Raw genomic sequence first — 20,992 nt, forward strand, 5'->3', positions numbered from 1 at the left:
GTAGGCCCGGTAAGCGTAGCGCCACCGGGCATCAGACGGCAATCACTCTTCGCCGTTAAAACCCGCGCGATTGAGCAGGAACTGCGACAGCAGAGCGACCGGACGACCGGTGGCGCCTTTGGCTTTGCCGGAACGCCAGGCGGTGCCGGCGATGTCGAGGTGCGCCCAGTTGTACTTGCGGGTGAAGCGCGACAGGAAGCAGCCGGCGGTGATCGCGCCGCCAGGACGGCCGCCGATATTCGCCATATCGGCAAAGTTGGATTCCAGCTGGTCCTGGAACTCATCGGCCAGCGGCAGACGCCATGCGCGGTCGCCGGCCAGTTCGGAGGCGCCGATCAGCTCATGGGCCAGCGGGTTATGGTTCGACATCAGGCCGGTGATGTGATGGCCGAGGGCAATCACGCAGGCGCCGGTCAGCGTCGCGACATCGATAACCGCTTCCGGCTCGAAGCGCTCAACGTAGGTCAGCACGTCGCACAGCACCAGGCGGCCTTCGGCGTCGGTGTTGAGCACTTCCACCGTCTGGCCGGACATGGTGGTCAGAACATCGCCCGGGCGATAAGCACGACCGCCAGGCATGTTTTCACAGCCCGCCAGCACGCCGATCACGTTCAGCGGCAGCTGCAGCTCAGCAACCATCCGCATCACCCCGTACACCGCCGCGGCGCCGCACATGTCGTACTTCATCTCGTCCATGCCTTCAGCCGGCTTGATGGAGATGCCGCCGGAGTCGAAGGTCAGGCCTTTACCGACCAGCACGATAGGGCGCGCGTCTTCCGACGGGTTGCCTTTATACTCGATGACCGACATCAGCGACTCGTTCTGCGAACCGTTGCCGACGGCGAGGTAGGCGTTCATTCCCAGCTCGCGCATCTGCTGTTCGCCGATCACCCGGGTGATAACGTTTTTGCTATAGGTATCGGCCAGCTGGCGTGCCTGGGAGGCCAGATAGGCGGCGTTACAGATGTTCGGCGGCATGTTGCCGAGATCTTTCGCCGCTTTGATGCCGGCGGCGATCGCCAGCCCGTGCTGAATGGCGCGTTCGCCGCTGGTCAGCTCGCGACGGGTCGGCACGTTAAAGACCATTTTACGCAGCGGGCGACGCGGCTCGCTTTTGTTGGTCTTCAGCTGGTCGAAGCTGTACAGCGTCTCTTTGGCGGTTTCAACGGCCTGGCGAACTTTCCAGTAGTTGTTACGGCCCTTGACGTGCAGCTCGGTCAGGAAGCAGACCGCCTCCATTGAACCGGTATCATTCAGGGTATTGATGGTTTTCTGGATGACCTGCTTGTACTGACGCTCATCCAGTTCGCGCTCTTTGCCGCAGCCAATCAGCAGAATGCGCTCAGACAGAATGTTTGGCACATGGTGCAGCAATAACGTCTGGCCAGGTTTGCCTTCCAGCTCGCCGCGACGCAGCAGGGCGCTGATGTAGCCGTCGCTGATTTTATCGAGTTGTTCGGCGATGGGGGAGAGGCGACGTGGTTCAAAGACGCCGACCACGATACAGGCGCTCCGCTGCTTCTCCGGGCTACCGCTTTTTACACTGAACTCCATGCACTATGCTCCTGAATCTTAAAGACAACAGTGGTGGCTACGGCTATACTCGTCGCCTTTCAAGTTGCAGATGCGCCGGCTGCGCCTGCTTACCCTGACGTGGCACATTGTGCGCGCCAGGGGCCACAGCCCTGCTGCCTTCTTACAACTCGAAATCCATTGAGTATATAATTGCAAGCTTTCGTAACTCATATCCGCTGTTGCGGTGACTTCGTGTTAATCTTAACGTTATTAAGGCCTGGGTTCGTCAGAAAAGATCCTGACATGCAGAACCGATGAGTCATTTAATCTTAGCGACGTTTTCGACGACCAAAGAGAATAAATGACGTTTAAGCCATGAAACAAGCAATTTTCCTGCACTAAAACGGGTTTTTACGGGCGTATTTATAGTGATAATCATAAGATATCTGGTTCGTGAGACGCTGAAAAGCCAGTTGGCGATCCTATTCATCCTGTTACTGATTTTCTTTTGTCAGAAATTAGTCAGGATCCTCGGCGCTGCGGTGGATGGCGATATCCCAACCAATCTGGTGCTCTCGCTGTTGGGGCTCGGCATCCCGGAGATGGCGCAGCTTATCCTGCCGTTAAGTCTGTTCCTTGGCCTGCTGATGACCCTCGGCAAGCTGTACACCGAAAGCGAAATTACGGTGATGCACGCCTGCGGCTTGAGTAAAGCCGTGCTGATCAAGGCGGCGATGATCCTCGCGCTGTTCACCGGCGCGGTGGCAGCGGTCAACGTGATGTGGGCGGGGCCGTGGTCGTCGCGCCATCAGGATGAAGTGCTGGCGGAAGCCAAAGCCAACCCCGGCATGGCCGCTCTGGCCCAGGGCCAGTTCCAGCAGGCCAGCGATGGTAACGCGGTGATGTTTATCGAGAGCGTGAACGGCAACCGCTTCCATGACGTCTTCCTTGCCCAGCTGCGTCCGAAAGGCAACGCGCGCCCCTCCGTGGTGGTGGCGGATTCCGGCGAGCTGTCGCAGCAGAAAGACGGTTCGCAGGTGGTGACCCTCAACAAGGGCACCCGCTTTGAAGGCACCGCGATGCTGCGCGATTTCCGCATTACTGACTTCAATAACTATCAGGCCATTATCGGCCACCAGGCGGTGACCTCCGATCCGGACGACACCGAACAGATGGATATGCGCACTCTGTGGCAGACCCACACCGACCGCGCGCGCGCCGAACTGCACTGGCGCTTCACGCTGGTGGCGACGGTCTTCATTATGGCGCTGATGGTGGTGCCCCTCAGCGTGGTGAACCCGCGCCAGGGCCGCGTGCTGTCGATGCTGCCGGCGATGCTGCTCTACCTGGTGTTCTTCCTGCTGCAGACCTCAATCAAGTCGAACGGCGGCAAAGGCAAAATGGACCCGGCTATCTGGATGTGGGCGATCAACCTGCTCTATTTTGCGCTGGCGGTGCTGTTAAACCTGTGGGACACGGTGCCGATGCGCCGCTTCCGCGCCCGTTTTAATAAAGGAGCGGCCTGATGCAGGCGTTTGGCGTACTTGACCGTTATATCGGTAAGACGATTTTCAACACCATCATGATGACGCTGTTCATGCTGGTGTCGCTCTCCGGCATTATCAAGTTTGTCGATCAGCTGAAAAAGTCCGGGCAGGGCAGTTACGACGCGCTGGGCGCCGGCCTCTATACCATCCTCAGCGTGCCGAAAGACATCCAGATCTTCTTCCCAATGGCGGCGCTGCTTGGCGCGCTGCTGGGGCTGGGGATGCTGGCCCAGCGCAGCGAGCTGGTGGTGATGCAGGCGTCCGGTTTCACCCGGCTGCAGGTGGCGCTGGCGGTGATGAAAACCGCTATCCCGCTGGTGCTGCTGACCATGGCGATCGGCGAGTGGGTGGCGCCGCAGGGCGAACAGATGGCGCGCAACTACCGCGCCCAGCAGATGTACGGCGGTTCGCTACTTTCCACCCAGCAGGGGCTGTGGGCGAAAGATGGCCATAACTTTGTCTATATCGAACGGGTGAAAGGTAACGATGAGCTGGGGGGCGTCAGCATTTATGCCTTCAACCCGGAGCGTCGTTTACAGTCGGTGCGCTATGCCGCCTCGGCAAAATTCGATAGCGAGAATAAAGTGTGGCGCCTGTCGCAGGTGGATGAATCCGATCTGACCGATCCGAAGCAGGTGACCGGGTCGCAGATGGTGAGCGGTACCTGGAAAACCAACCTGACGCCGGACAAGCTCGGCGTGGTTGCCCTGGATCCGGATGCGCTGTCGATCAGCGGGCTGCACAACTATGTGAAATACCTGAAATCCAGCGGTCAGGATCCGGGACGCTACCAGCTCAATATGTGGAGCAAAATCTTCCAGCCGCTGTCGGTGGCGGTGATGATGCTGATGGCGCTGTCGTTTATCTTTGGCCCGCTGCGTAGCGTGCCGATGGGCGTCCGGGTAGTGACGGGGATTAGCTTCGGCTTTATCTTCTACGTGCTGGATCAGATTTTCGGCCCGCTGACCCTGGTGTACGGCATACCGCCGATCATCGGCGCGCTGTTGCCAAGCGCCAGCTTCTTCCTGATAAGCCTCTGGCTGATGATGCGTAAGGCCTAGCGGGTAAGCCTGAAACCTAAGCCCCCTCATTGATGAGGGGGCTTTTTTTTAGCGCTTGCGTCCGCCCAGCAGGCTGCCCAGCATGCCGCGGACGATCTGATTGGTGACCTGGCGAACTGCGCTTTTCGCCGCGGTCTGCACGATACCGTCGCGTTTGCCGCCGCGCGGGCCGGTGCTGCCGAACAGGATATCTTTCAGGCCGCCGAGCAGCCCGTCGTCTTCTCCGCTCTGCTGACCCTTCGCCGGCGGAGCCGACTGCTGCTCGGTAGTGACCTGCACCCCTTGCTGCAGCATCTCGAAGGCCGACTCGCGGTCCACCTCCTCTTCATACTTGCCGTACAGCGGCGAGTGATTCAGCAGGCCATTGCGCTCGTCATCGCTGACTGGCCCCATCCGCGAGCAGGGAGCGATAACCATCGCCCGCTCGACCACCGACGGACTGCCTTTCTCATCGAGGAAGGAGATCAGCGCCTCGCCGGTGCCCAGCTCCTGGATCGCCTGTTCGGTACTGAAGGCCGGGTTGGCGCGCATGGTCTGGGCGGCGGTTTTCACCGCTTTCTGATCCTTCGGCGTAAAGGCGCGCAGCGCGTGCTGCACACGGTTGCCCAACTGGCCGAGCACAGCGTCGGGAATATCCGCCGGGTTCTGCGAGACAAAATAGACGCCGACGCCCTTGGAGCGGATAAGACGGATCACCTGTTCGATTTTATCCAGCAGCACCTGCGGCGCATCGTTGAACAGCAGATGCGCCTCATCGAAGAAGAACACCAGTTTGGGCTTGTCGAGATCGCCCGCCTCCGGTAGGCGCTCGTACAGCTCGGAGAGCATCCACAGCAGGCTGGCGGCGTAGAGCTTCGGCATCTGGTAGAGCTTTTCAGCGCTGAGGATATTGATCACCCCTTTGCCACTGGCATCGACGCGCATCCAGTCGGCAATATCCAGCATCGGCTCGCCGAAGAAGTGCCCGGCGCCCTGTTGCTCCAGGGTCAACAGCCCGCGCTGGATGGCGCCGACCGAGGCGCTGCTGATATTGCCGTACTGATTCTGGAAAGATTTGGCGTTGTCGCCGATAAACTGGGTGATGGCGCGGAGGTCTTTGAAGTCGAGCAGCAGCAGGCCGCGGTCGTCCGCGATGCGGAAAATAATGTTCAGCACGCCGCTCTGCACCTCATTGAGATTGAGCAGGCGCGCCAGCAGCAGGGGGCCAAGATCGGAGACCGTCGCCCGCACCGGGTGGCCCTTTTCGCCAAAGATATCCCAGAGCACCACCGGGTTGGCGTGCGGCTCCCAGTCGCTGACGCCGATCTTCTCCAGCCGCGCCTGCAGTTTCTCTGAGCTCTGGCCCGCGGCGGCAATGCCGGTCAGGTCGCCCTTGACGTCCGCCATAAATACCGGCACGCCAATCTCCGAAAACGACTCAGCCAGCTTTTGCAGGGTGACGGTTTTACCGGTGCCGGTCGCACCGGTGATCAGCCCATGGCGGTTGGCCATGGCGGGCAGCAAATAGAGCGCGTTATCCAGCGTGCGCGCAATCAACAGGGGTGAGCTCATGATCGATTCCTCCATTTATCCTGCGACGATTATAGGCAACCTCGTCGTCCGGCGTTGGGGAAATCGTCACGCGCCGCGCACGCTGTCGCGAGAGGCCTCAGGCGCAGTGGCGTTGGATAAGTGCGATGCTCTGCTCAATTTCGCGCTCGATATCCGCTTCGCTCCACTGCGCCAGCTCGGGAGCGAAGGGTTCAAAAGCGTATATCCCCTGATAGCCGCGGGCTTCCAGGGCCTTAACCTGCTCGCAGGTGCCGAGACGATCCTGCGGCGTCAGCATGATGCGCTCGGCATCGGTGAGCTGCTCGCGCGGACGGGTATCGTCCACTCCGGAAAGGTGGACCAGCCCGATGTCCGCTACCTCCACCTGACTGAACTCGTCCGCCGCCTGCGGGTAGAGATGGTGATGGAAGGTGTCGCTCAGCAGCTTAAACGGCACGCGCGCGTCATGGATCAGCGTCTGCGCCTGGTGCGCCGATCGCAGCGAGCTTTGCGGGAAGCCCAGCGGCTCCACCAGGCCGTGGATGCCGTAGAAGGCGAACAGCGGGGCCAGATCGCGCAGGGCGCCCAGGGTGTCGCTGGCCGGCACCTCGCTGCCGTCGTTGAGCGGGCAGAGCACCAGCGATTTGGCGCCGATGGCCTGAGCCTCTTTCAGCAGCGACTCGGTCAGCTGCCGCACCTCTTCGCTACGGCGGTTAAAGGGATAGACCGCGTTAATCGTCAGGATCTCGATGTGATAACGCGCCGCCAGCTCGCGCACCTGCTGATGGCTTAAATCGTCGGTCACCTTCCCGCTGGGTAAATCGTTGCGCAGCTCGACTTTATTCAGGCCCAGACGGTTCACCAGACGGAAAAACGCTTCAATGCTGAGCGCTGGCGCGATTTTGCGGTTAATACAAAAACGTTGCATTGCGATGGCCATAGGACACTCCTGACGGAAGAGGGTTAGGTTCGTTCAATTGGCTAACAGTCAAAACGTTTATTCCAAAATAAGCAAGAATGAAAATGATGATTGTTTGAGCTGCCTCGCAAAATATTCCCGGCCGCCGCGGCGGGAGCGACCGGGACGGGGAGCCTGGCATCACGAGGCGGCGCGGCTCGATGGGGGAAGCGTGTAAGCGATGCGTGAGCGCAAAATGCGACTGTTATCACCAAAATGAAATTTCATTTCACAACAATGTTGAAATATAAATTTCATTTTACTACGGTTATAGCACAGCAGAATCAGCGACGGGCCGGTGTGCGCTGGCCCTCTTCACTATGAGGCGAGAACATGACGATCACAGGAAACTTTATTGGCGGGAAAACCGTTATCAGCAGCAGCAACGAAACGATGCCGGTGTACGATCCGGCGACGGGCAAAGCGGTGCGCGAAGTCACGGTATCGACCGCGCAGGAAGTCTCTGAGGCGATTCAGGTTGCTCGCGATGCGTTTGACAGCTGGTCCCGTACCACGCCGCTGCGCCGCGCCCGCGTGCTGTTCAACTTCAAAATGCTGCTGGAGCAGCACGTGGAAGAGCTGGCGGGGATCATCGTCAGCGAGCACGGCAAAGTGTGGTCGGATGCGCTGGGCGAGCTGACCCGCGGCATGGAAGTGGTCGAATTCGCCTGCGGGATCCCGCACCTGATTAAAGGTGAATACTCTTCTGACGTCGGCACCGGCGTCGACAGCTATTCGCTGATGCAGCCGCTGGGCGTGGTGGCCGGGATCACCCCGTTCAACTTCCCGGCGATGGTGCCGATGTGGATGTTCCCGCTGGCGCTGGCCTGCGGCAACAGCTTCGTCCTCAAGCCGCCGGCGCTGGCGCCGACGGCCGCCGTGCGTCTGGCAGAGCTGCTGAAAGAGGCTGGTCTGCCGGACGGCGTGTTTAACGTCGTGCACTGCAGCAATGAAGATGCCGAGCAGCTGTACACTGACCCGCGCATTGCGGCAGTGAGCTTCGTTGGCTCCTCCGGCGTGGCGGAGTATATCTATAAGACCGCCAGCGCCCACGGCAAGCGCGTGCAGGCCTTTGGCGCCGCCAAAAACCACGCGATTGTGATGCCGGATGCCGATCTCGACGCCACCGTTAACGCCATTATGGGCGGCGCCTTCGGTTCCGCAGGCGAGCGCTGCATGGCGCTGCCGGTGGTGGTCGCGGTGGGAGATGAAACCGCCGACAAACTGATCGCCCGCCTGAAGCCGTTGGTGGAGGCGCTGAAAGTGGGCCCGGGCTGTATGCGCGGCCAGGAAGAGAACGAGATGGGGCCGGTGGTTTCTGATACTCACCAGAAAAAAGTCCTCGGCTATATTGATAAAGGCGAAAGCGAAGGGGCAAAACTGGTGGTCGATGGCCGCAAACTGCGCGTGCCGGGTTACGACGCGGGCTATTATGTCGGCGGCACCCTGTTCGATCACGTCACCCCGGAGATGACCATCTGGCGCGAAGAGATCTTTGGCCCGGTGCTGGGGATTGTGCGCGCGGCGGACTATGACAGCGCCCTCGAACTGGTCAACAGCCACGAGTTTGGCAACGGCAGCGCCGTCTTCACCAGCAACGGCCACACCGCGCGTGAATTCGTCCACGACGTGCAGGCGGGGATGGTCGGGGTGAACGTGCCGGTCCCGGTGCCGATGGCGTTCCACAGCTTCGGCGGCTGGAAGCGCTCAGTGTTCGGGGCGCTGAACGTTCACGGGCCGGACGGCGTGCGCTTCTACACGCGCATGAAGACCGCCACCGTACGCTGGCCGGCAGGGCAGCAGACCGTATCTGAATTCAGCATGCCGACGTTAGGTTAATCGGCGAAGGAGAGCGCCATGTCGTTACTGGCTAAATCGCGAAAAGAGGGACAGATCCAGCATATTACGCCGCAAAGCGCCGGTTGGCGCTATATCGGCTTTGATGTCTGGATGTTGAAAAAAGGGCAGACCGTGACGCTGGAGAGCGGCGACCGCGAGCTGTGCCTGGTGCTGGTCGCCGGCCTGGCGTCGGTGAAAACGCAGCAGGCCGATTTCCCGAATCTCGGTAAACGGATGTCGCCGTTTGAACGCACCCCGCCGTGGTCGGTGTACGTGCCACCGCAGGATCGGGTCGAGGTGACAGCCGATTCCGATCTGGAGCTGGCGGTGTGTAGCGCGCCGGGCAAAGGCAACTTCCCGGCACGCCTTATTCGGCCGGAAGACGTCGGCGTCGAGCATCGTGGGAAAGGGCGCAACCAGCGTCGGGTGCATAATATTCTGCCGGACAGCGCCGAGGCGGATTGCCTGCTGGTGGTGGAAGTCTACACCGACGAAGGGGCCACCAGCTCGTGGCCGTCGCATAAGCACGATACCGCCCAGCCGGGCAAAGAGACGCAGCTGGAAGAGACCTACTATCACCGCTTCGATCCGCCGCAGGGCTTTGCCTTCCAGCGGGTCTACACCGACGACCGCAGCCTGGACGCCTGCATGGCGCCCTATAACCACGACGTGGTGATGGTGCCGCGCGGTTACCATCCGGTGGCGGCGATTGCCGGTTACGACAGCTACTATCTGAACGTCATGGCCGGGCCGGACCGGAAATGGCTGTTCACCTGGGAAGATGACCACGCCTGGATCAACACGCCGGAGTATCCGCGTCACGACTGATGCCCGGTGCAGACGCCGATAAAAAAGGCCGGTTAGCAATGCTAACCGGCCTTTTTGTTTGAGAGCAGCGGGTACATTTGTAGCGTAACGCTCCGCAGAATCTCTCTCTCAGGCCCGGCAAGCACAGCGCTGCCGGGGAGGACACCTCAGGCGCCATACCCGTCTTATGCCGGATGGCGCTACGCTTATCCGGCCTACAGGATCCTCTCCTGAGCCCATATAACCCACGCCCGGCAAGCGCAGCGCCGCCGGACAAGATATCAGACTCGATACCTGGGATGTTGTCGGGTGGCGGCTGCGCCTGACCCGGCCTACAGGGTTCGTGCGACCTGTCCTTGATTTACCCACTTGCGCGACTGAAACTGCCGGTGCTGACGGCCTCAAAATCGCTGAGACGTTCCCGGAAGGCCGGGGCAGCCCGCATGGATGCGGACTGAGGGCCGTGTTTTGCACGGACGCTGCCTCGGCCCGACCCGAAGCCTGCAGGGATAAGTCGAAGGGACCGCGCAGCGGCGATTTTGCTGGCCGGAGCCCGGGGGTACAGGGGGCGGCGGCGACTGGCCGCCCCCTGTGCGCTCCCTGTGCCATGCCAGGCATAACGCAGACGATTAACCGGGAGCGCAAATTTCGCTGAAGTTACACGTAATAAACGCATTGTCTGGCCGGGAAAGTTGCAAACCGATAACAGTCTCTACGGCACCCCGCAGGCGCACATATCCCAGGCCTGGCAAGCGCAGCGCCGCCGGGCAGGACACCTCCGGCACCATACCCGCCTTTGTGCCGGATGGCGGCATAAATGCCTTATCCGGCCTACCGGCGCCTCCCGCAGGCTTATGCCACTCCGCCGGGCAACCGACGCCAGGCGGCCTGTCTCATGCCTTCTGCTTGGCCTCAGACTCCTGACTGCTGTTCAGCGCCAGCGAAACCGCCAGCGTCTGGGCCAGGCACAGCGAAGCAACCTGCGAGCGGAAGCCATCCACCTGCGCTTCCCGCACCACAAAGCAGACATCGCTGAAGGCCGCCAGCGGGCTGACCTGGCTGTCGGTAATGGCGATCTGCCGCGCTTTGCGCTGCGCGCCCAGCTCCACCAGCTCGACCACTTCCCGGGCGTACGGCGAGAAGCTCACCGCCACCACCACGTCTTTCGGGCCGACCAGACTCAGCTGCTCGGTGAACATGCCGCCGAGGCCGTCGATCAGAAAGGCTTTGCGATCGAGGTGGCGCAGCGCATAGGTCAGATAGGAGGCGACGCTGAACGACCGGCGCAGGCCAATGACATAAATATTTTCCGCCTCGCCCAGCAGGGCCACCGCGCGCTCCAGCTCATCGCTGGAGGTCTGCATCGCCAGCTGCTGCAGCGCCTGGTTGTTCACCATCGTGAACATATTGAGGATTTCCGTCGGCGTTTCCGGCGGGCTGGACTCATCGCTGGTGGTCTGGCGGAACAGACGGGCGCGCTCGGTATAGTTGGCGGTCTCTTCCATCAAATGTTGCTTGAACATCTGTTTCATTTCGTTAAAGCCGCTGAAGCCGAAGGCGTTGGCAAAACGAATCAACGTGGAAGGGGGAACGTCCGCCTGTTGCGCAATGGAGGCCACGGTATCGAAAGCCACGCTATTGCTGTTATCAAGGATATAGCGGGCGACCTGTTTCAGGCGTTTGCTTAACGTATCGTAGCGACGCCTGATTTCATCCTGCAGGATGGTCAGCTGTGTTGGGTTATTGGCCATAGAGTGCGCTCTGAGAAAATGGAAGGAATATGGCTTCCAGTGTACCAAATGAAGCGAATTTTTCATTTATTGCGACGAAATACGCGATTCATTTCACGAAGAAACAGAAAAACGCCCGCTCCGCAAGGTGACGGAGACGGGCGTCGGGGGATCAGCGGCGGGCTTCGCGCCAGTAGCCAATAAGCGTCAGGTAGTTGCGTTTCACTTCCTCTATCAGCGCCTCATCGCTGAGCTCACCCTGCATCCAGCGCCGCGACGGCTGGCCAAAGATGGTGCGCCCGACGGCGAAACCTTTGATCATCGGGTGTGCGGCCGCCTCGGCGAAACCGGCGCGCAGTTTGTCGGAAGGCGCGTCGAGGCCGAGGATCAGGATCCCGCGGCTCCATGGATCTTCGCGCTCGATAAGGGCGGTGATCTGCTGCCAGCTGGCGCTGGAGAGCGGCGGCAGCTTCCACCAGTCCGGCTTGATCCCCAGCTGATAGAAGTGTTCAAGCATGGTGTGGTAATGGCACTCGTCTTTGTCCGGGCCATTTTCCGGCAGGATCACCTCCAGCAGCAATTCATGGCCTGACTTGTTACAGGCCTGCCACACCTCGAGCAGCAGGGCGTCCTGCTCTGCACGCAGCGCCGCCGGGTCGTCCGGGTGATAGAAGACCAGACATTTGACGACATGCTCCAGCGGCCAGTCGATCAGCTGCGAACCGATGTTGCCATGCTCCAGACGCAGCGGTCGCGAGCTGGGCAGTTCGATAGGTCGCCCGATCCACCAGCCCTTGCCGGTAATGGCGTTCAGCGCGCGCTGGCCGTAGGTGCCGTCGGCCAGAATACCGCTGCGCTGGTCAAGGCCCGCCTCCTGCGCCGCCGCTTCGGCCGCGGCCAACAACAGCAGCTTGAGCTGCGGAATGCAGGCTTCATCGCGCCCGGCCTCCCGCGCCAGATCGGCCAGCTGTTTGCGATGGTCGAAGGCGAAAATGCACAGCTCCGGCCACTGCTGGCGGCGGCTGGTCACCCGATGCAGGTGGTTGAGGCGCTCGTCGACGTCCGGGCGCGGCACCGATTCGGCGCGCTGCAGGTAGTCATCGAGTTCGACTTTGGTCGGCATCGCCGGCGCACAGCCGTGGCGGGAGACCACCAGTGCCCCGCAGGCGTTGGCATAACGGCAAGCCTGCTCCCAGCCCTCATCGTTAAGCCAGCCGCGCAGCAGGCCCGACATAAATGCATCCCCGGCGCCCAGCACGTTGAGCACCTCCACGCGCACGCCCTGCTGCAGCGGCACCTGGTCCCAGCTGTCCGGGATGTCGCCTTCCAGCACCACGCAGCCCATCGGCCCGCGCTTGCAGACGAGGGTGGCTTTGGTGGCATGGCGCACATTTTTGAGCGCGGTTAGGGTATCGGTGCTGCCCCCGGCAATATGAAACTCTTCTTCGGTTCCGACCACCAAATCGAACAGATGCAGCACTTCCTGCAGCTGGCTGGTGACCGGCCCGGACTCAATGAAACGGGTTTCGCCATCGCCGAGCGAGGTGAGTCCCCACAGCACCGGACGGTAATCGATATCCAGCGCGGTACGCAGGCCGTGACGGCGGGCGTACTCCAGCGCCTTCAGCACCGCGGCGCGGGTGTTGGCATGCGACAGATGGGTGCCGGTCACCGCCAGCGCCCGGGAGGAGGCAATATACTCCTCGCTGATGTCGTCAGGCGTTAAGGCCATATCGGCGCAGTTATCGCGGTAGAAAATCAGAGGGAAAGTCTCCTGATCCTTGATCCCCAGCATCACCAGCGCGGTCAGGCGGGATTTGTCGGTAATCAGATACTCAGTATCCACCCCGGCGCGGTTGAGCGTTTCACGCAGGAAACGGCCGTTGTGTTCATCGCCAACGCGCGCCAGCATGGCCGATTTCAGCCCCTGAATCGCGGTGCCAAAGGCCACGTTGCCGGAGGAGCCGCCCAGATATTTCGCGAAACTGGCAACGTCTTCTAGCCGCGAACCGATCTGCTGGGCATAGAGGTCGACGGCCACCCGACCTATACAGATGACGTCGAGCCGCTTTACTGCTGCATTCATAGCTAGGATTTCCTTTTTGGTGTCTGCTGCCTGGAAGGGTCGGGATCCCGACGTCGACTCCGTGAACAGCCTGAGGGTTATTGGTTACCCTTAGTTTGAGAAATAAATATTTCATTTGCAAACTCGTTCGAAATTAAAAAACCAAAAGTGTGAGGGATCTACCACTCTGCCGCACTGAGCCTCGCGTGAGCGCGGATCGTCCCCACTGTTGACCCGGGAGGAAATGAAACGCCACACGACATCCATTTGCCTATGATTTTTAAGGGTATATTGCCGTGTGCTGCGGCAAAAAAGGGCCCGAAAACGTGTCAGGAATGTAAGTGAAACGTATGAAATGGGTAGAGAGTTTGATCCTTCTCGCAAAATGAAATATTTCTTCTGTATTTGTATTTAATGAAAAAAATGTTTGCCTATAATCCACAGGTATTCCAGTGACGTGAACGACGGCCCCGGCGGCATCGGCGCGACGCCACACACAAATACTGAACAATAAGGATTGTGCATCATGGGCAAACTGAGACTGACAACGGCGCAGGCGCTGGTGAAGTTCCTCGATAACCAGTACCTGGAAGTGGATGGCGTAGAGCTGAAGTTCGTGAAAGGCATTTTCGCGATATTCGGCCATGGCAACGTCCTGGGGCTGGGGCAGGCGCTGGAGCAGGACAGCGGCGACATGCGCGTCTATCAGGGGCGCAACGAGCAGGGGATGGCCCACGCGGCCACCGGTTTTGCCCGCCAGGCCTTGCGCCGGCAGATTATCGCCTGCACCTCCTCCATCGGTCCGGGGGCGGCCAACATGATCACCGCCGCCGGCACCGCCAGCGCCAACCGCATTCCGCTGCTGCTGCTGCCGGGCGATGTCTTCGCCACCCGCCAGCCGGACCCGGTGCTCCAGCAGATTGAACAGAGCTACGATCTCAGCATCAGCACCAATGACGCTTTCCGCGCAGTCAGCAAATACTGGGACCGCATTACCCGCCCGGAACAGCTGATGAGCGCCTGCATCAACGCCATGCGCGTCCTGACCGACCCGGCGGAAACCGGCGCGGTGACGCTGTGCCTGCCGCAGGACGTGCAGGGCGAAGCCTGGGACTACCCGGAATCCTTCTTTGCGCGCCGGGTGCACCGTCTTGACCGCCGCCCGGCCAGCGCCGCGCAGCTGGCGGACGCCGTGGCGGCCATCAAAGCCAGCCGTAAACCGCTGATCGTCTGCGGCGGTGGGGTGAAATACTCCGGCGCGGGCGAAGCGCTGTCCCGTTTCGCCGAGCGCTACGGGGTGCCCTTCGCCGAAACCCAGGCCGGGAAGGGGACGGTGGTCTCTTCTCACCCCCTGAACGTCGGCGGCGTCGGCGAGACGGGCTGTCTGGCGGCGAACCTGCTGGCGAAAGAGGCCGACCTGGTGATCGGCGTCGGCACCCGCTTCAGCGATTTTACCACCGCCTCGAAATGGATTTTCCAGCACCCGGAGGTGCGTTTCCTGAATATTAACGTCAGCAACTTCGACGCCTGGAAGCTGGACGGCATTGCCATGCTGGCGGACGCCCGGGAAGCGATGACCGCCCTCGACGCGGCGCTGGCGGACAGCGGCTGGCAGGCCGGCTGGGGCGCGCAGATCGAGAGCGTGCAGAGCCGTCAGTTAAAAGAGACCCAGCGCGTCTACCAGGCGGTGTGGCAGGAGAAATCCTTTGTCCCGGAGATCGACGATCATCTCGATCGCGAATCAGTGTATCGCGAATTCCGCCAGATCACCGACTCCACCCTGACCCAGAGCAGCGTCCTTGGGGTACTGAATGAAACGCTGCCGGCCGAGGCGGTGATCGTCGCGGCGGCGGGCAGCCTGCCTGGCGATCTGCAGCGCGTCTGGCGCAACCGCGCGGAAAACACCTACCACGTGGAGTACGGCTACTCCTGCATGGGATATGAGGTCAACGCCGCGCTGGGCGTGAAGCTGGCGCAGCCGCAGAGCGAAGTCTACTCCCTGGTCGGCGATGGCTCGTTCATGATGCTCCACTCTGAACTGGTCACCTCTCTGCAGGAGCGGGCGAAGATCAACGTCGTGCTGTTCGACAACATGGCCAACGGCTGCATCAACAACCTGCAGATGGAGCACGGGATGGACAGCTTCGGCACCGAGTTCCGTTACCGCCAGCCGGAAACCGGCCAGCTGCAGGGCGGCCTGGTGCCGGTGGACTTCGCCACCATCGCCGCCGGCTACGGTTGCAAAACCTGGCGCGTCACCACCCTGGACGAACTGCGCCACGCGCTGGACGCCGCCCGTCGCGAAACGGTCAGCACCCTGATTGATATTAAAGTGCTGCCGAAGACCATGGTGCACAAATACGGCAGCTGGTGGAACGTTGGGGTCGCCCAGACGGCGCTCTCTGAGCGGATCCGCAAAGTTGCGCAAATGATTAATGAAAAACGCGCCCAGGCGCGTGATTACTAAAACGAACATCCACCCTGAATCCTACAGACTTACGGAGAAAACCATTATGTCGCTCAAATTAGGTGTCATCGGCGCTGGCGCTATCGGTAAAGAACACATCCGTCGCTGCACCCAGGTTCTGCAGGGCGCCACCGTTGTGGCGGTGTCTGATATCAATGCCGACAACGCCCGCGCGGCGGTCGCGCTGCCGGGCCTGCAGGCGGAAGTCTACGCCGACGGCCACGACGTGATTAACGCCAGCGATGTCGATGCCATCCTGGTCACCTCCTGGGACCCGACCCACGAAGAGTACACCCTGGCCGCCATCGCCGCCGGTAAGCCAGTGTTCTGCGAAAAACCGCTGGCGATGTCTGCGGAAGGCTGCCGCCGCATCGTCGATGCCGAAATGAAGGCCGGCCGTCGCCTGGTGCAGGTAGGTTTTATGCGCCCATACGACGAAGGCTATCTGGCGCTGAAAAAAGTGATCGACGATGGCGATATCGGCGCGCCGCTGATGCTGCGCTGCGCCCACCGCAACCAGTCGGTCGGCGAGAACTACACCACCGATATGGCGATCACCAACACCCTGATCCACGAGCTGGACGTGCTGCGCTGGCTGCTGAACGATGACTACCGTTCCGTGCAGGTGCGCTTCCCGCGCTCCACCTCGCACACCCACGCGCGTCTGAAAGATCCGCAGATCGTCTCCTTTGAAACCAAAAAAGGCACCCTGATCGACGTCGAGGTGTTCGTGAACTGCCAGTACGGGTATGACATCCAGTGCGAAGTGGTCGGCGAGACCGGGATTGCCCGTCTGCCGGAGCCGTCTGCCGTCCAGATGCGCAAGTCCGCCAGCCTGTCGACCGCCATTCTGACCGACTGGAAAGACCGCTTTATCAAAGCCTACGACGTCGAGCTGCAGGCCTTTATCAACGACGTCAAAGCCGGCCAGCTGCACGGCCCGTCGGCCTGGGACGGCTACGCGGCGTCGGTGGCGGCGGACGCCTGCATTAAAGCGCAGGGAACCAGCGAGCCGGTTGAAGTGACGCTGCCCGAGTGCCCGGCATTCTATAAACGTTAAGCGCGTTTTGCTGACGGAACTTCTTTGCACAGGTAACGACGATGAAAATTGCCTTTGATGTGGATGTGATTAAGGACCTCGGGATCACCCGCATGGTCCATCAGGTAGCGGAGTGGGGCTACAAGTACATTGAACAGTCGCCGCACCCGCAGATTAACCCGTTCTACAAGCACCCGCGCGCCAGCCGGGAGATCATGGCGGAGTACAAGCAGGCGCTGCGCGATACCGGCCTTGAGCTGTCGTCGTTTATCTGCGTCTACCGCTGGTCTGGCCCGGACGAACTGCGCCGTCAGGCAGCGGTGAAAAACTGGAAACGGCTGGTGGAAATTGCGGTGGAGATGGGCGTTCAGGTGATCAACACCGAGTTCTCCGGCGATCCGAATCAGCCCGAAATCTGCGATGAAATGTTCTATCGCTCGATGGAAGAGCTGTTGCCGATTTTTGAGCGGGAAGGCATCCGCGTGGAGATCCAGGCGCATCCCTGGGATTTCTGCGAAGAGAACAATGAAACCGTCGATATTGTGAAGTCGTTCCGCAGCGATAACGTGAAGTACGTCTACAGCGTGCCGCACACCTTTTTCTACGACAAAGGCGTCGGCGACGTGGCGAGCATGCTGCGCTATGCCGGGAGCGATCTCTCCCATGTCCTGATTGCGGATACCCGCAATCATACGAAACATTGCCGCTATATCGTTAACCCGCCGGGCGTGGATGCCGTGGTGCACCAGCACGTAGGCGTCGGGGAAGGGGATGTGGATTTCGACGCGCTGTTCCGCACCTTGCGCGAAATGAAATTCGCCGAGCAGACCTTCAAGGTCGGCGGGGAGCCGATTGTCGCCACCTCGCTGTTTGGCTACCCGGAAAAAATGAAATACCAGGCAGTGGAAACCCGTGAACTCATTGAACGTGAATTGCTGCGCCGCTAAGGCGCAGCGGCAGGAGCCCTACTATGAACAAAGATAACGTCAAACTGGCTATCGCCCCGATCGGCTGGACTAACGATGATATGCCGGAGCTCGGCAGCGAAAACACCTTCCAGCAGATCGTCAGCGAAATGGCGCTGGCCGGCTTTACCGGCAGCGAAGTCGGCAGCAAATATCCGCGCGACCCGGCGGTCCTCAAGCCGATGCTGGACATCCGCGGCATTCAGATCTGCAACGCCTGGTTCAGCACCTTTTTCGCCAACGGCCAGCGGGAAAAAACCATTGATGAATTCGTCAATCACATGAACTTCCTGCATGCGATGGGCGCGAAAGTGATTGGCTGCTCCGAGCAGAGCGGCAGCATCCAGGGGCTGGATAAACCGATCCTCGGCGATGCGAAGCCGTGCTTCAGCGAAGAGGAGTGGCAGCGGGTGGCGGAAGGCTACAACACCCTCGGTCGCCTGGCGGCGGAGAAGGGGATGCAGGTCTGTCTGCACCACCACATGGGCACCGGCATCCAGACCACTGCGGAAATCGACAAGTTTATGTCGCTGGTGGACGAGCGCGTCTTCCTGCTGTTCGACACCGGCCACGCCTGGTATTCCGAAGGCGGCGAAGCGCCGATGCTGGCGATCCTCAAAAAGTATCTGCCGCGCATCAACCACGTTCACCTGAAAGACGTCCGTCCGCTGGTGATCGACCAGGTGCGCCGCGACGGCCTGTCGTTCCTCGACGGCGTGAAAAAAGGCACCTTCACCGTCCCGGGCGACGGGGTGATCGATTTCCGTCCGGTGTTCAAGCTGCTGGACGACTTTGGCTATAAAGGCTGGATGGTGGTGGAAGCAGAGCAGGATCCTGCTCTGGCCAATCCTTTCGAATACGCCGTCAAAGCGCGCAAATATATCCGCGAAACGGCAGGGATCTAATCGTTGTGACATTTTCAGGCCATACCGGGTATGGCCTGCTTTTTTTCCTTCCTCAACCGGACCCAGGGCTCAACCACGGCGCCGGACAGTTCCCTCTCCCGGGCCCAGGGCTTAACCACAGCGCCGTACCGTCCCCTCTCCCTCAGGGAGAGGGCCAGGGTGAGGGTGACGATGACGGGTAAAGCGTCACTTCACTTCCGCCAGCGCGGTCTTATCCACATAAGGTTTCATCAGCGCGTCGGCTTCCTTCTGCGCCGCCTGAACCGCCGCTTCCGGCGTCACTTTGGCATCGTTAACCACCGCCGCCAGCTGGTTCTCCATCGCCTTACGCACCGCTACGGTCTCCCAGGTGGAGTACCACGGATGGGCGTACTTCAGCTGCTCAAGGGCGATCGCCGCCCGCGGATCCTGCTGCAGATAGGCCTTCATCTCCGGCGTATCGTATGACGCCTTGCGCGGCGAGAAGTAGCCGGTAAAGCGGCTCCATGCGCCGTTCACGTCGGGGCTCACCAGATAGGTCAGGAACTGATACGCCGCTTTCTTCTGCGCATCGCTGATGCCTTTAAAGCTCACCAGGCTGGCGCCGCCGATCGGCACCGCGCGCTGCTCTTTGGCCGGCAGCATCGCCACCCCAAGCTCAAAATCTTTGCTATTTTCGCGCATAAAGCCCAGCGCGCCGGTGCTGAGCATCGCCATCCCGAGCTTGCCGGAGAAGAAAGCAGCGCTGATCTGCTTCGAGTTCAGCACCCCGGACGGCATCACCTTGTCCTTGTAGATCAGATCCTGCCAGAAGCGCAGGGCGCCGATGGCGGTCGGCGAGTTGTAATAGACCTCGCCCGGATAGTCTTCGTTAAAGTATTTCCCGCCGTTGGTGCGCACCAGCGCCGAGAAGATCCAGCCGCCGTAGTCGTCGTTGGTCGACGGCAGCATGATCCCCCACTGGCCTGTGCTCTCGTCGGTCAGCTTTTTGGCATCGGCCAGCAGCTCGGCCCAGGTCTGCGGCGGCTGTTTGATCCCGGCCCGATCGAACATCGTCTTGTTGTAGTAGAGGATCGGCGTCGAGTTATGGAACGGGATCGCATAGGTGGTGCCCATCACCTGGGCGTTCTTATGCATCGCGGGCCAGAATTCCTTGTGCAGAAAATCGCCGGCCTTTTGATCGCCATATTTAAACAGCTCGTCCATCGGCAGGATCTCATCCTTCAGCGCCAGATCGGTGGTGAAGTTAGCGGACATGATCACCAGCGCCGGCGGCTGGCCGGCCTTCTGCGCCGATTCGGCTTTGATCTTGGTGGTGTCGTAGTTGCCGGTGAAGATGCCGCGTACTTCGACATCCTGCTGCGAGTCGTTGAATTGCTTAATGACGCGGGTCATCTCCATGGTCAGCTTGCCGTCCACCGGCGCCGGGAACATGAAGTCTATTTTCTCTTTTGCCAGCGCCGCGCCGCTCAGGGCAAGACTGAGGCCAACCGCGACTACCGTAAAAGGTTTAAACATGATTACACTCCATCAATAAATTATGCTGGGTCTCAGCATGAAAAAGATGTACATCGGCAGGCGAGAAGCCGATCGGTAGCGACTCGCCTTTCTCCGGCACCGTGCCGCGGTGGCGGCGGCTAAAGCGCAGGGTGCCGATCGGGGTGCTGACGTGGAGCAGGTAGTCGGCTCCCATCAGTTCTCGTTGCAGAACGGTGGCCGGCAGGCGCAGATGGCCCTCCTCCACGCGGTCGGTAATATGTTCCGGGCGAACGCCCAGCCAGACGCGAGTCTGATCCCGGTGGCGCGGCGGCAGCGGATGGCGCTGTTCTCCCAACAGTACTTCACCGTTGGCGCAGGGCAGCGACAGCAGGTTCATCGCCGGCGAACCGATAAATCCGGCGACGAACAGGTTGGCCGGGTTGGCGTAGAGATACTCCGGGCGCCCGACCTGCTGCACGTGGCCGCCGTTCATCACCACGATGCGGTCGGCCATCGACATCGCCTCGGTCTGATCGTGGGTCACATAGATGGTGCTGGTTTTCAGCTGCTGGTGGAGGGCCATAATGCTGTCGCGCACTTCGCTGCGCAGGCGGGCGTCGAGGTTGGAGAGCGGCTCGTCCATCAGGAACAGCCGAGGATTACGCACAATCGCCCGGGCCATCGCCACCCGCTGGCGCTGGCCGCCGGAGAGCTTCGCCGGTTTGCGGTCGAGCAGCGCCTCCAGCTGCAGCATCTGCGCCACTTTGTCCACCCGCGGCTGCCAGCTGCTTTTCTCTTCCTTGCGCACCTGCATGCCGAAGGTGATGTTGTCGCGCACCGACAGATGCGGAAACAGGGCATAGTTCTGGAAGATCATCGCGAAGTTGCGCTCGCGTGGCGTGGCGGCGGTGATGTTCTCATCATGCAGCCAGATTTGGCCTTCGCTGACCGGCTCCAGGCCGGCAAGCAGGCGCAGCAGGGTGCTTTTCCCGCAGCCCGACGGGCCGACCAGCACCACGAATTCGCCTTCGTGGATATCCAGCGACAGGGCGCTGAGTGCCGGTTTGCCGTCGAAACGTTTACTGATGTTTTGCAGACTGAGCATG

At 60.7% G+C, this 20,992-nt stretch carries 15 protein-coding genes; 8 read left to right on the forward strand and 7 right to left on the reverse strand.

What is annotated here, in order from left to right; translation table 11 throughout:
* Positions 1 to 42: 42 nt before the first annotated feature.
* Positions 43 to 1,554, reverse strand: a complete 1,512-nt coding sequence (gene pepA, locus ABLU73_RS20565; protein WP_004206531.1) for a leucyl aminopeptidase — start codon at positions 1,552 to 1,554, stop codon at positions 43 to 45.
* Positions 1,555 to 1,943: 389 nt separating this feature from the next.
* Here pepA and lptF point away from each other — a divergent pair, with 389 nt between their 5' ends.
* Both lptF and lptG read left to right on the forward strand, forming a co-directional pair.
* Positions 1,944 to 3,041: an LPS export ABC transporter permease LptF gene (gene lptF / locus ABLU73_RS20570; RefSeq protein WP_012969078.1), complete on the forward strand. Its 1,098-nt coding sequence runs from the start codon at positions 1,944 to 1,946 to the stop codon at positions 3,039 to 3,041.
* Complete coding sequence (gene lptG, locus ABLU73_RS20575; protein WP_002886956.1) at positions 3,041 to 4,123, forward strand: LPS export ABC transporter permease LptG; 1,083 nt, start codon at positions 3,041 to 3,043, stop codon at positions 4,121 to 4,123. Before lptF ends, lptG begins: the two co-directional genes overlap by 1 nt.
* Before the next feature lie 48 nt (positions 4,124 to 4,171).
* On the opposite strand, the gene ABLU73_RS20580 is transcribed toward lptG, so the two are convergent.
* Positions 4,172 to 5,674, reverse strand: a complete 1,503-nt coding sequence (locus tag ABLU73_RS20580; RefSeq protein ID WP_048322798.1) for a helicase HerA-like C-terminal domain-containing protein — start codon at positions 5,672 to 5,674, stop codon at positions 4,172 to 4,174.
* A gap of 97 nt (positions 5,675 to 5,771) precedes the next feature.
* Positions 5,772 to 6,593, reverse strand: a complete 822-nt coding sequence (locus ABLU73_RS20585; RefSeq protein ID WP_348850418.1) for a TIM barrel protein — start codon at positions 6,591 to 6,593, stop codon at positions 5,772 to 5,774.
* 351 nt (positions 6,594 to 6,944) lie between these two features.
* On the opposite strand from ABLU73_RS20585, the gene ABLU73_RS20590 reads away from it, so the two are divergent.
* A complete protein-coding gene (locus ABLU73_RS20590; protein ID WP_004146794.1) occupies positions 6,945 to 8,450 on the forward strand; it encodes a CoA-acylating methylmalonate-semialdehyde dehydrogenase in 1,506 nt (501 codons plus the stop codon).
* An 18-nt stretch (positions 8,451 to 8,468) separates the two neighbouring features.
* Positions 8,469 to 9,278, forward strand: coding sequence for a 5-deoxy-glucuronate isomerase (gene iolB, locus ABLU73_RS20595; protein ID WP_065878151.1), 810 nt, complete (start codon positions 8,469 to 8,471; stop codon positions 9,276 to 9,278).
* A gap of 872 nt (positions 9,279 to 10,150) precedes the next feature.
* Here iolB and ABLU73_RS20600 read toward each other — a convergent pair.
* Positions 10,151 to 11,008, reverse strand: a complete 858-nt coding sequence (locus ABLU73_RS20600; protein WP_004206536.1) for a MurR/RpiR family transcriptional regulator — start codon at positions 11,006 to 11,008, stop codon at positions 10,151 to 10,153.
* Positions 11,009 to 11,159: 151 nt separating this feature from the next.
* Positions 11,160 to 13,073, reverse strand: a complete 1,914-nt coding sequence (gene iolC, locus ABLU73_RS20605; protein WP_264924203.1) for a 5-dehydro-2-deoxygluconokinase — start codon at positions 13,071 to 13,073, stop codon at positions 11,160 to 11,162.
* Positions 13,074 to 13,578: 505 nt separating this feature from the next.
* Between iolC and iolD the strand changes: the two genes are divergently transcribed.
* The 4 genes from iolD to iolE are packed head-to-tail and all read left to right on the forward strand — an operon-like array spanning position 13,579 to position 18,428.
* Complete coding sequence (gene iolD / locus ABLU73_RS20610; protein ID WP_004152191.1) at positions 13,579 to 15,519, forward strand: 3D-(3,5/4)-trihydroxycyclohexane-1,2-dione acylhydrolase (decyclizing); 1,941 nt, start codon at positions 13,579 to 13,581, stop codon at positions 15,517 to 15,519.
* A 46-nt stretch (positions 15,520 to 15,565) separates the two neighbouring features.
* The gene (locus tag ABLU73_RS20615) at positions 15,566 to 16,579 is read left to right on the forward strand and encodes a Gfo/Idh/MocA family oxidoreductase (protein WP_180250117.1); all 1,014 of its coding nucleotides are present in this window, start codon (positions 15,566 to 15,568) and stop codon (positions 16,577 to 16,579) included.
* Between the two features lie 41 nt (positions 16,580 to 16,620).
* The gene (locus tag ABLU73_RS20620; protein ID WP_004152193.1) at positions 16,621 to 17,505 is read left to right on the forward strand and encodes a sugar phosphate isomerase/epimerase; all 885 of its coding nucleotides are present in this window, start codon (positions 16,621 to 16,623) and stop codon (positions 17,503 to 17,505) included.
* A gap of 23 nt (positions 17,506 to 17,528) precedes the next feature.
* Positions 17,529 to 18,428, forward strand: a complete 900-nt coding sequence (gene iolE, locus ABLU73_RS20625; protein ID WP_049115915.1) for a myo-inosose-2 dehydratase — start codon at positions 17,529 to 17,531, stop codon at positions 18,426 to 18,428.
* Between the two features lie 186 nt (positions 18,429 to 18,614).
* On the opposite strand, the gene ABLU73_RS20630 is transcribed toward iolE, so the two are convergent.
* Together ABLU73_RS20630 and ABLU73_RS20635 are read right to left on the reverse strand one after the other, a co-directional pair.
* Complete coding sequence (locus ABLU73_RS20630) at positions 18,615 to 19,925, reverse strand: ABC transporter substrate-binding protein (RefSeq protein ID WP_264924207.1); 1,311 nt, start codon at positions 19,923 to 19,925, stop codon at positions 18,615 to 18,617.
* On the reverse strand, positions 19,918 to 20,991 hold the full coding sequence (locus tag ABLU73_RS20635) for an ABC transporter ATP-binding protein (protein WP_023319610.1): 1,074 nt from the start codon (positions 20,989 to 20,991) through the stop codon (positions 19,918 to 19,920). Before ABLU73_RS20635 ends, ABLU73_RS20630 begins: the two co-directional genes overlap by 8 nt.
* Between the last annotated feature and the right edge of the window lies 1 nt (position 20,992).

The organism is Klebsiella sp. GG_Kp175, assembly GCF_040062325.1.
Classification (GTDB): domain Bacteria; phylum Pseudomonadota; class Gammaproteobacteria; order Enterobacterales; family Enterobacteriaceae; genus Klebsiella; species Klebsiella quasipneumoniae.

Bases quoted from the DNA above. Each gene is read 5' to 3' on its own strand.
- pepA (WP_004206531.1), bottom strand. From the start codon at position 1,554: ATGGAGTTCAGTGTAAAAAGCGGTAGCCCGGAGAAGCAGCGGAGCGCC.
- lptG (WP_002886956.1), top strand. From the start codon at position 3,041: ATGCAGGCGTTTGGCGTACTTGACCGTTATATCGGTAAGACGATTTTC.
- ABLU73_RS20580 (WP_048322798.1), bottom strand. From the start codon at position 5,674: ATGAGCTCACCCCTGTTGATTGCGCGCACGCTGGATAACGCGCTCTAT.
- ABLU73_RS20585 (WP_348850418.1), bottom strand. From the start codon at position 6,593: ATGGCCATCGCAATGCAACGTTTTTGTATTAACCGCAAAATCGCGCCA.
- ABLU73_RS20590 (WP_004146794.1), top strand. From the start codon at position 6,945: ATGACGATCACAGGAAACTTTATTGGCGGGAAAACCGTTATCAGCAGC.
- iolB (WP_065878151.1), top strand. From the start codon at position 8,469: ATGTCGTTACTGGCTAAATCGCGAAAAGAGGGACAGATCCAGCATATT.
- ABLU73_RS20600 (WP_004206536.1), bottom strand. From the start codon at position 11,008: ATGGCCAATAACCCAACACAGCTGACCATCCTGCAGGATGAAATCAGG.
- iolC (WP_264924203.1), bottom strand. From the start codon at position 13,073: ATGAATGCAGCAGTAAAGCGGCTCGACGTCATCTGTATAGGTCGGGTG.
- iolD (WP_004152191.1), top strand. From the start codon at position 13,579: ATGGGCAAACTGAGACTGACAACGGCGCAGGCGCTGGTGAAGTTCCTC.
- ABLU73_RS20615 (WP_180250117.1), top strand. From the start codon at position 15,566: ATGTCGCTCAAATTAGGTGTCATCGGCGCTGGCGCTATCGGTAAAGAA.
- ABLU73_RS20620 (WP_004152193.1), top strand. From the start codon at position 16,621: ATGAAAATTGCCTTTGATGTGGATGTGATTAAGGACCTCGGGATCACC.
- iolE (WP_049115915.1), top strand. From the start codon at position 17,529: ATGAACAAAGATAACGTCAAACTGGCTATCGCCCCGATCGGCTGGACT.
- ABLU73_RS20630 (WP_264924207.1), bottom strand. From the start codon at position 19,925: ATGTTTAAACCTTTTACGGTAGTCGCGGTTGGCCTCAGTCTTGCCCTG.
- ABLU73_RS20635 (WP_023319610.1), bottom strand. From the start codon at position 20,991: ATGCTCAGTCTGCAAAACATCAGTAAACGTTTCGACGGCAAACCGGCA.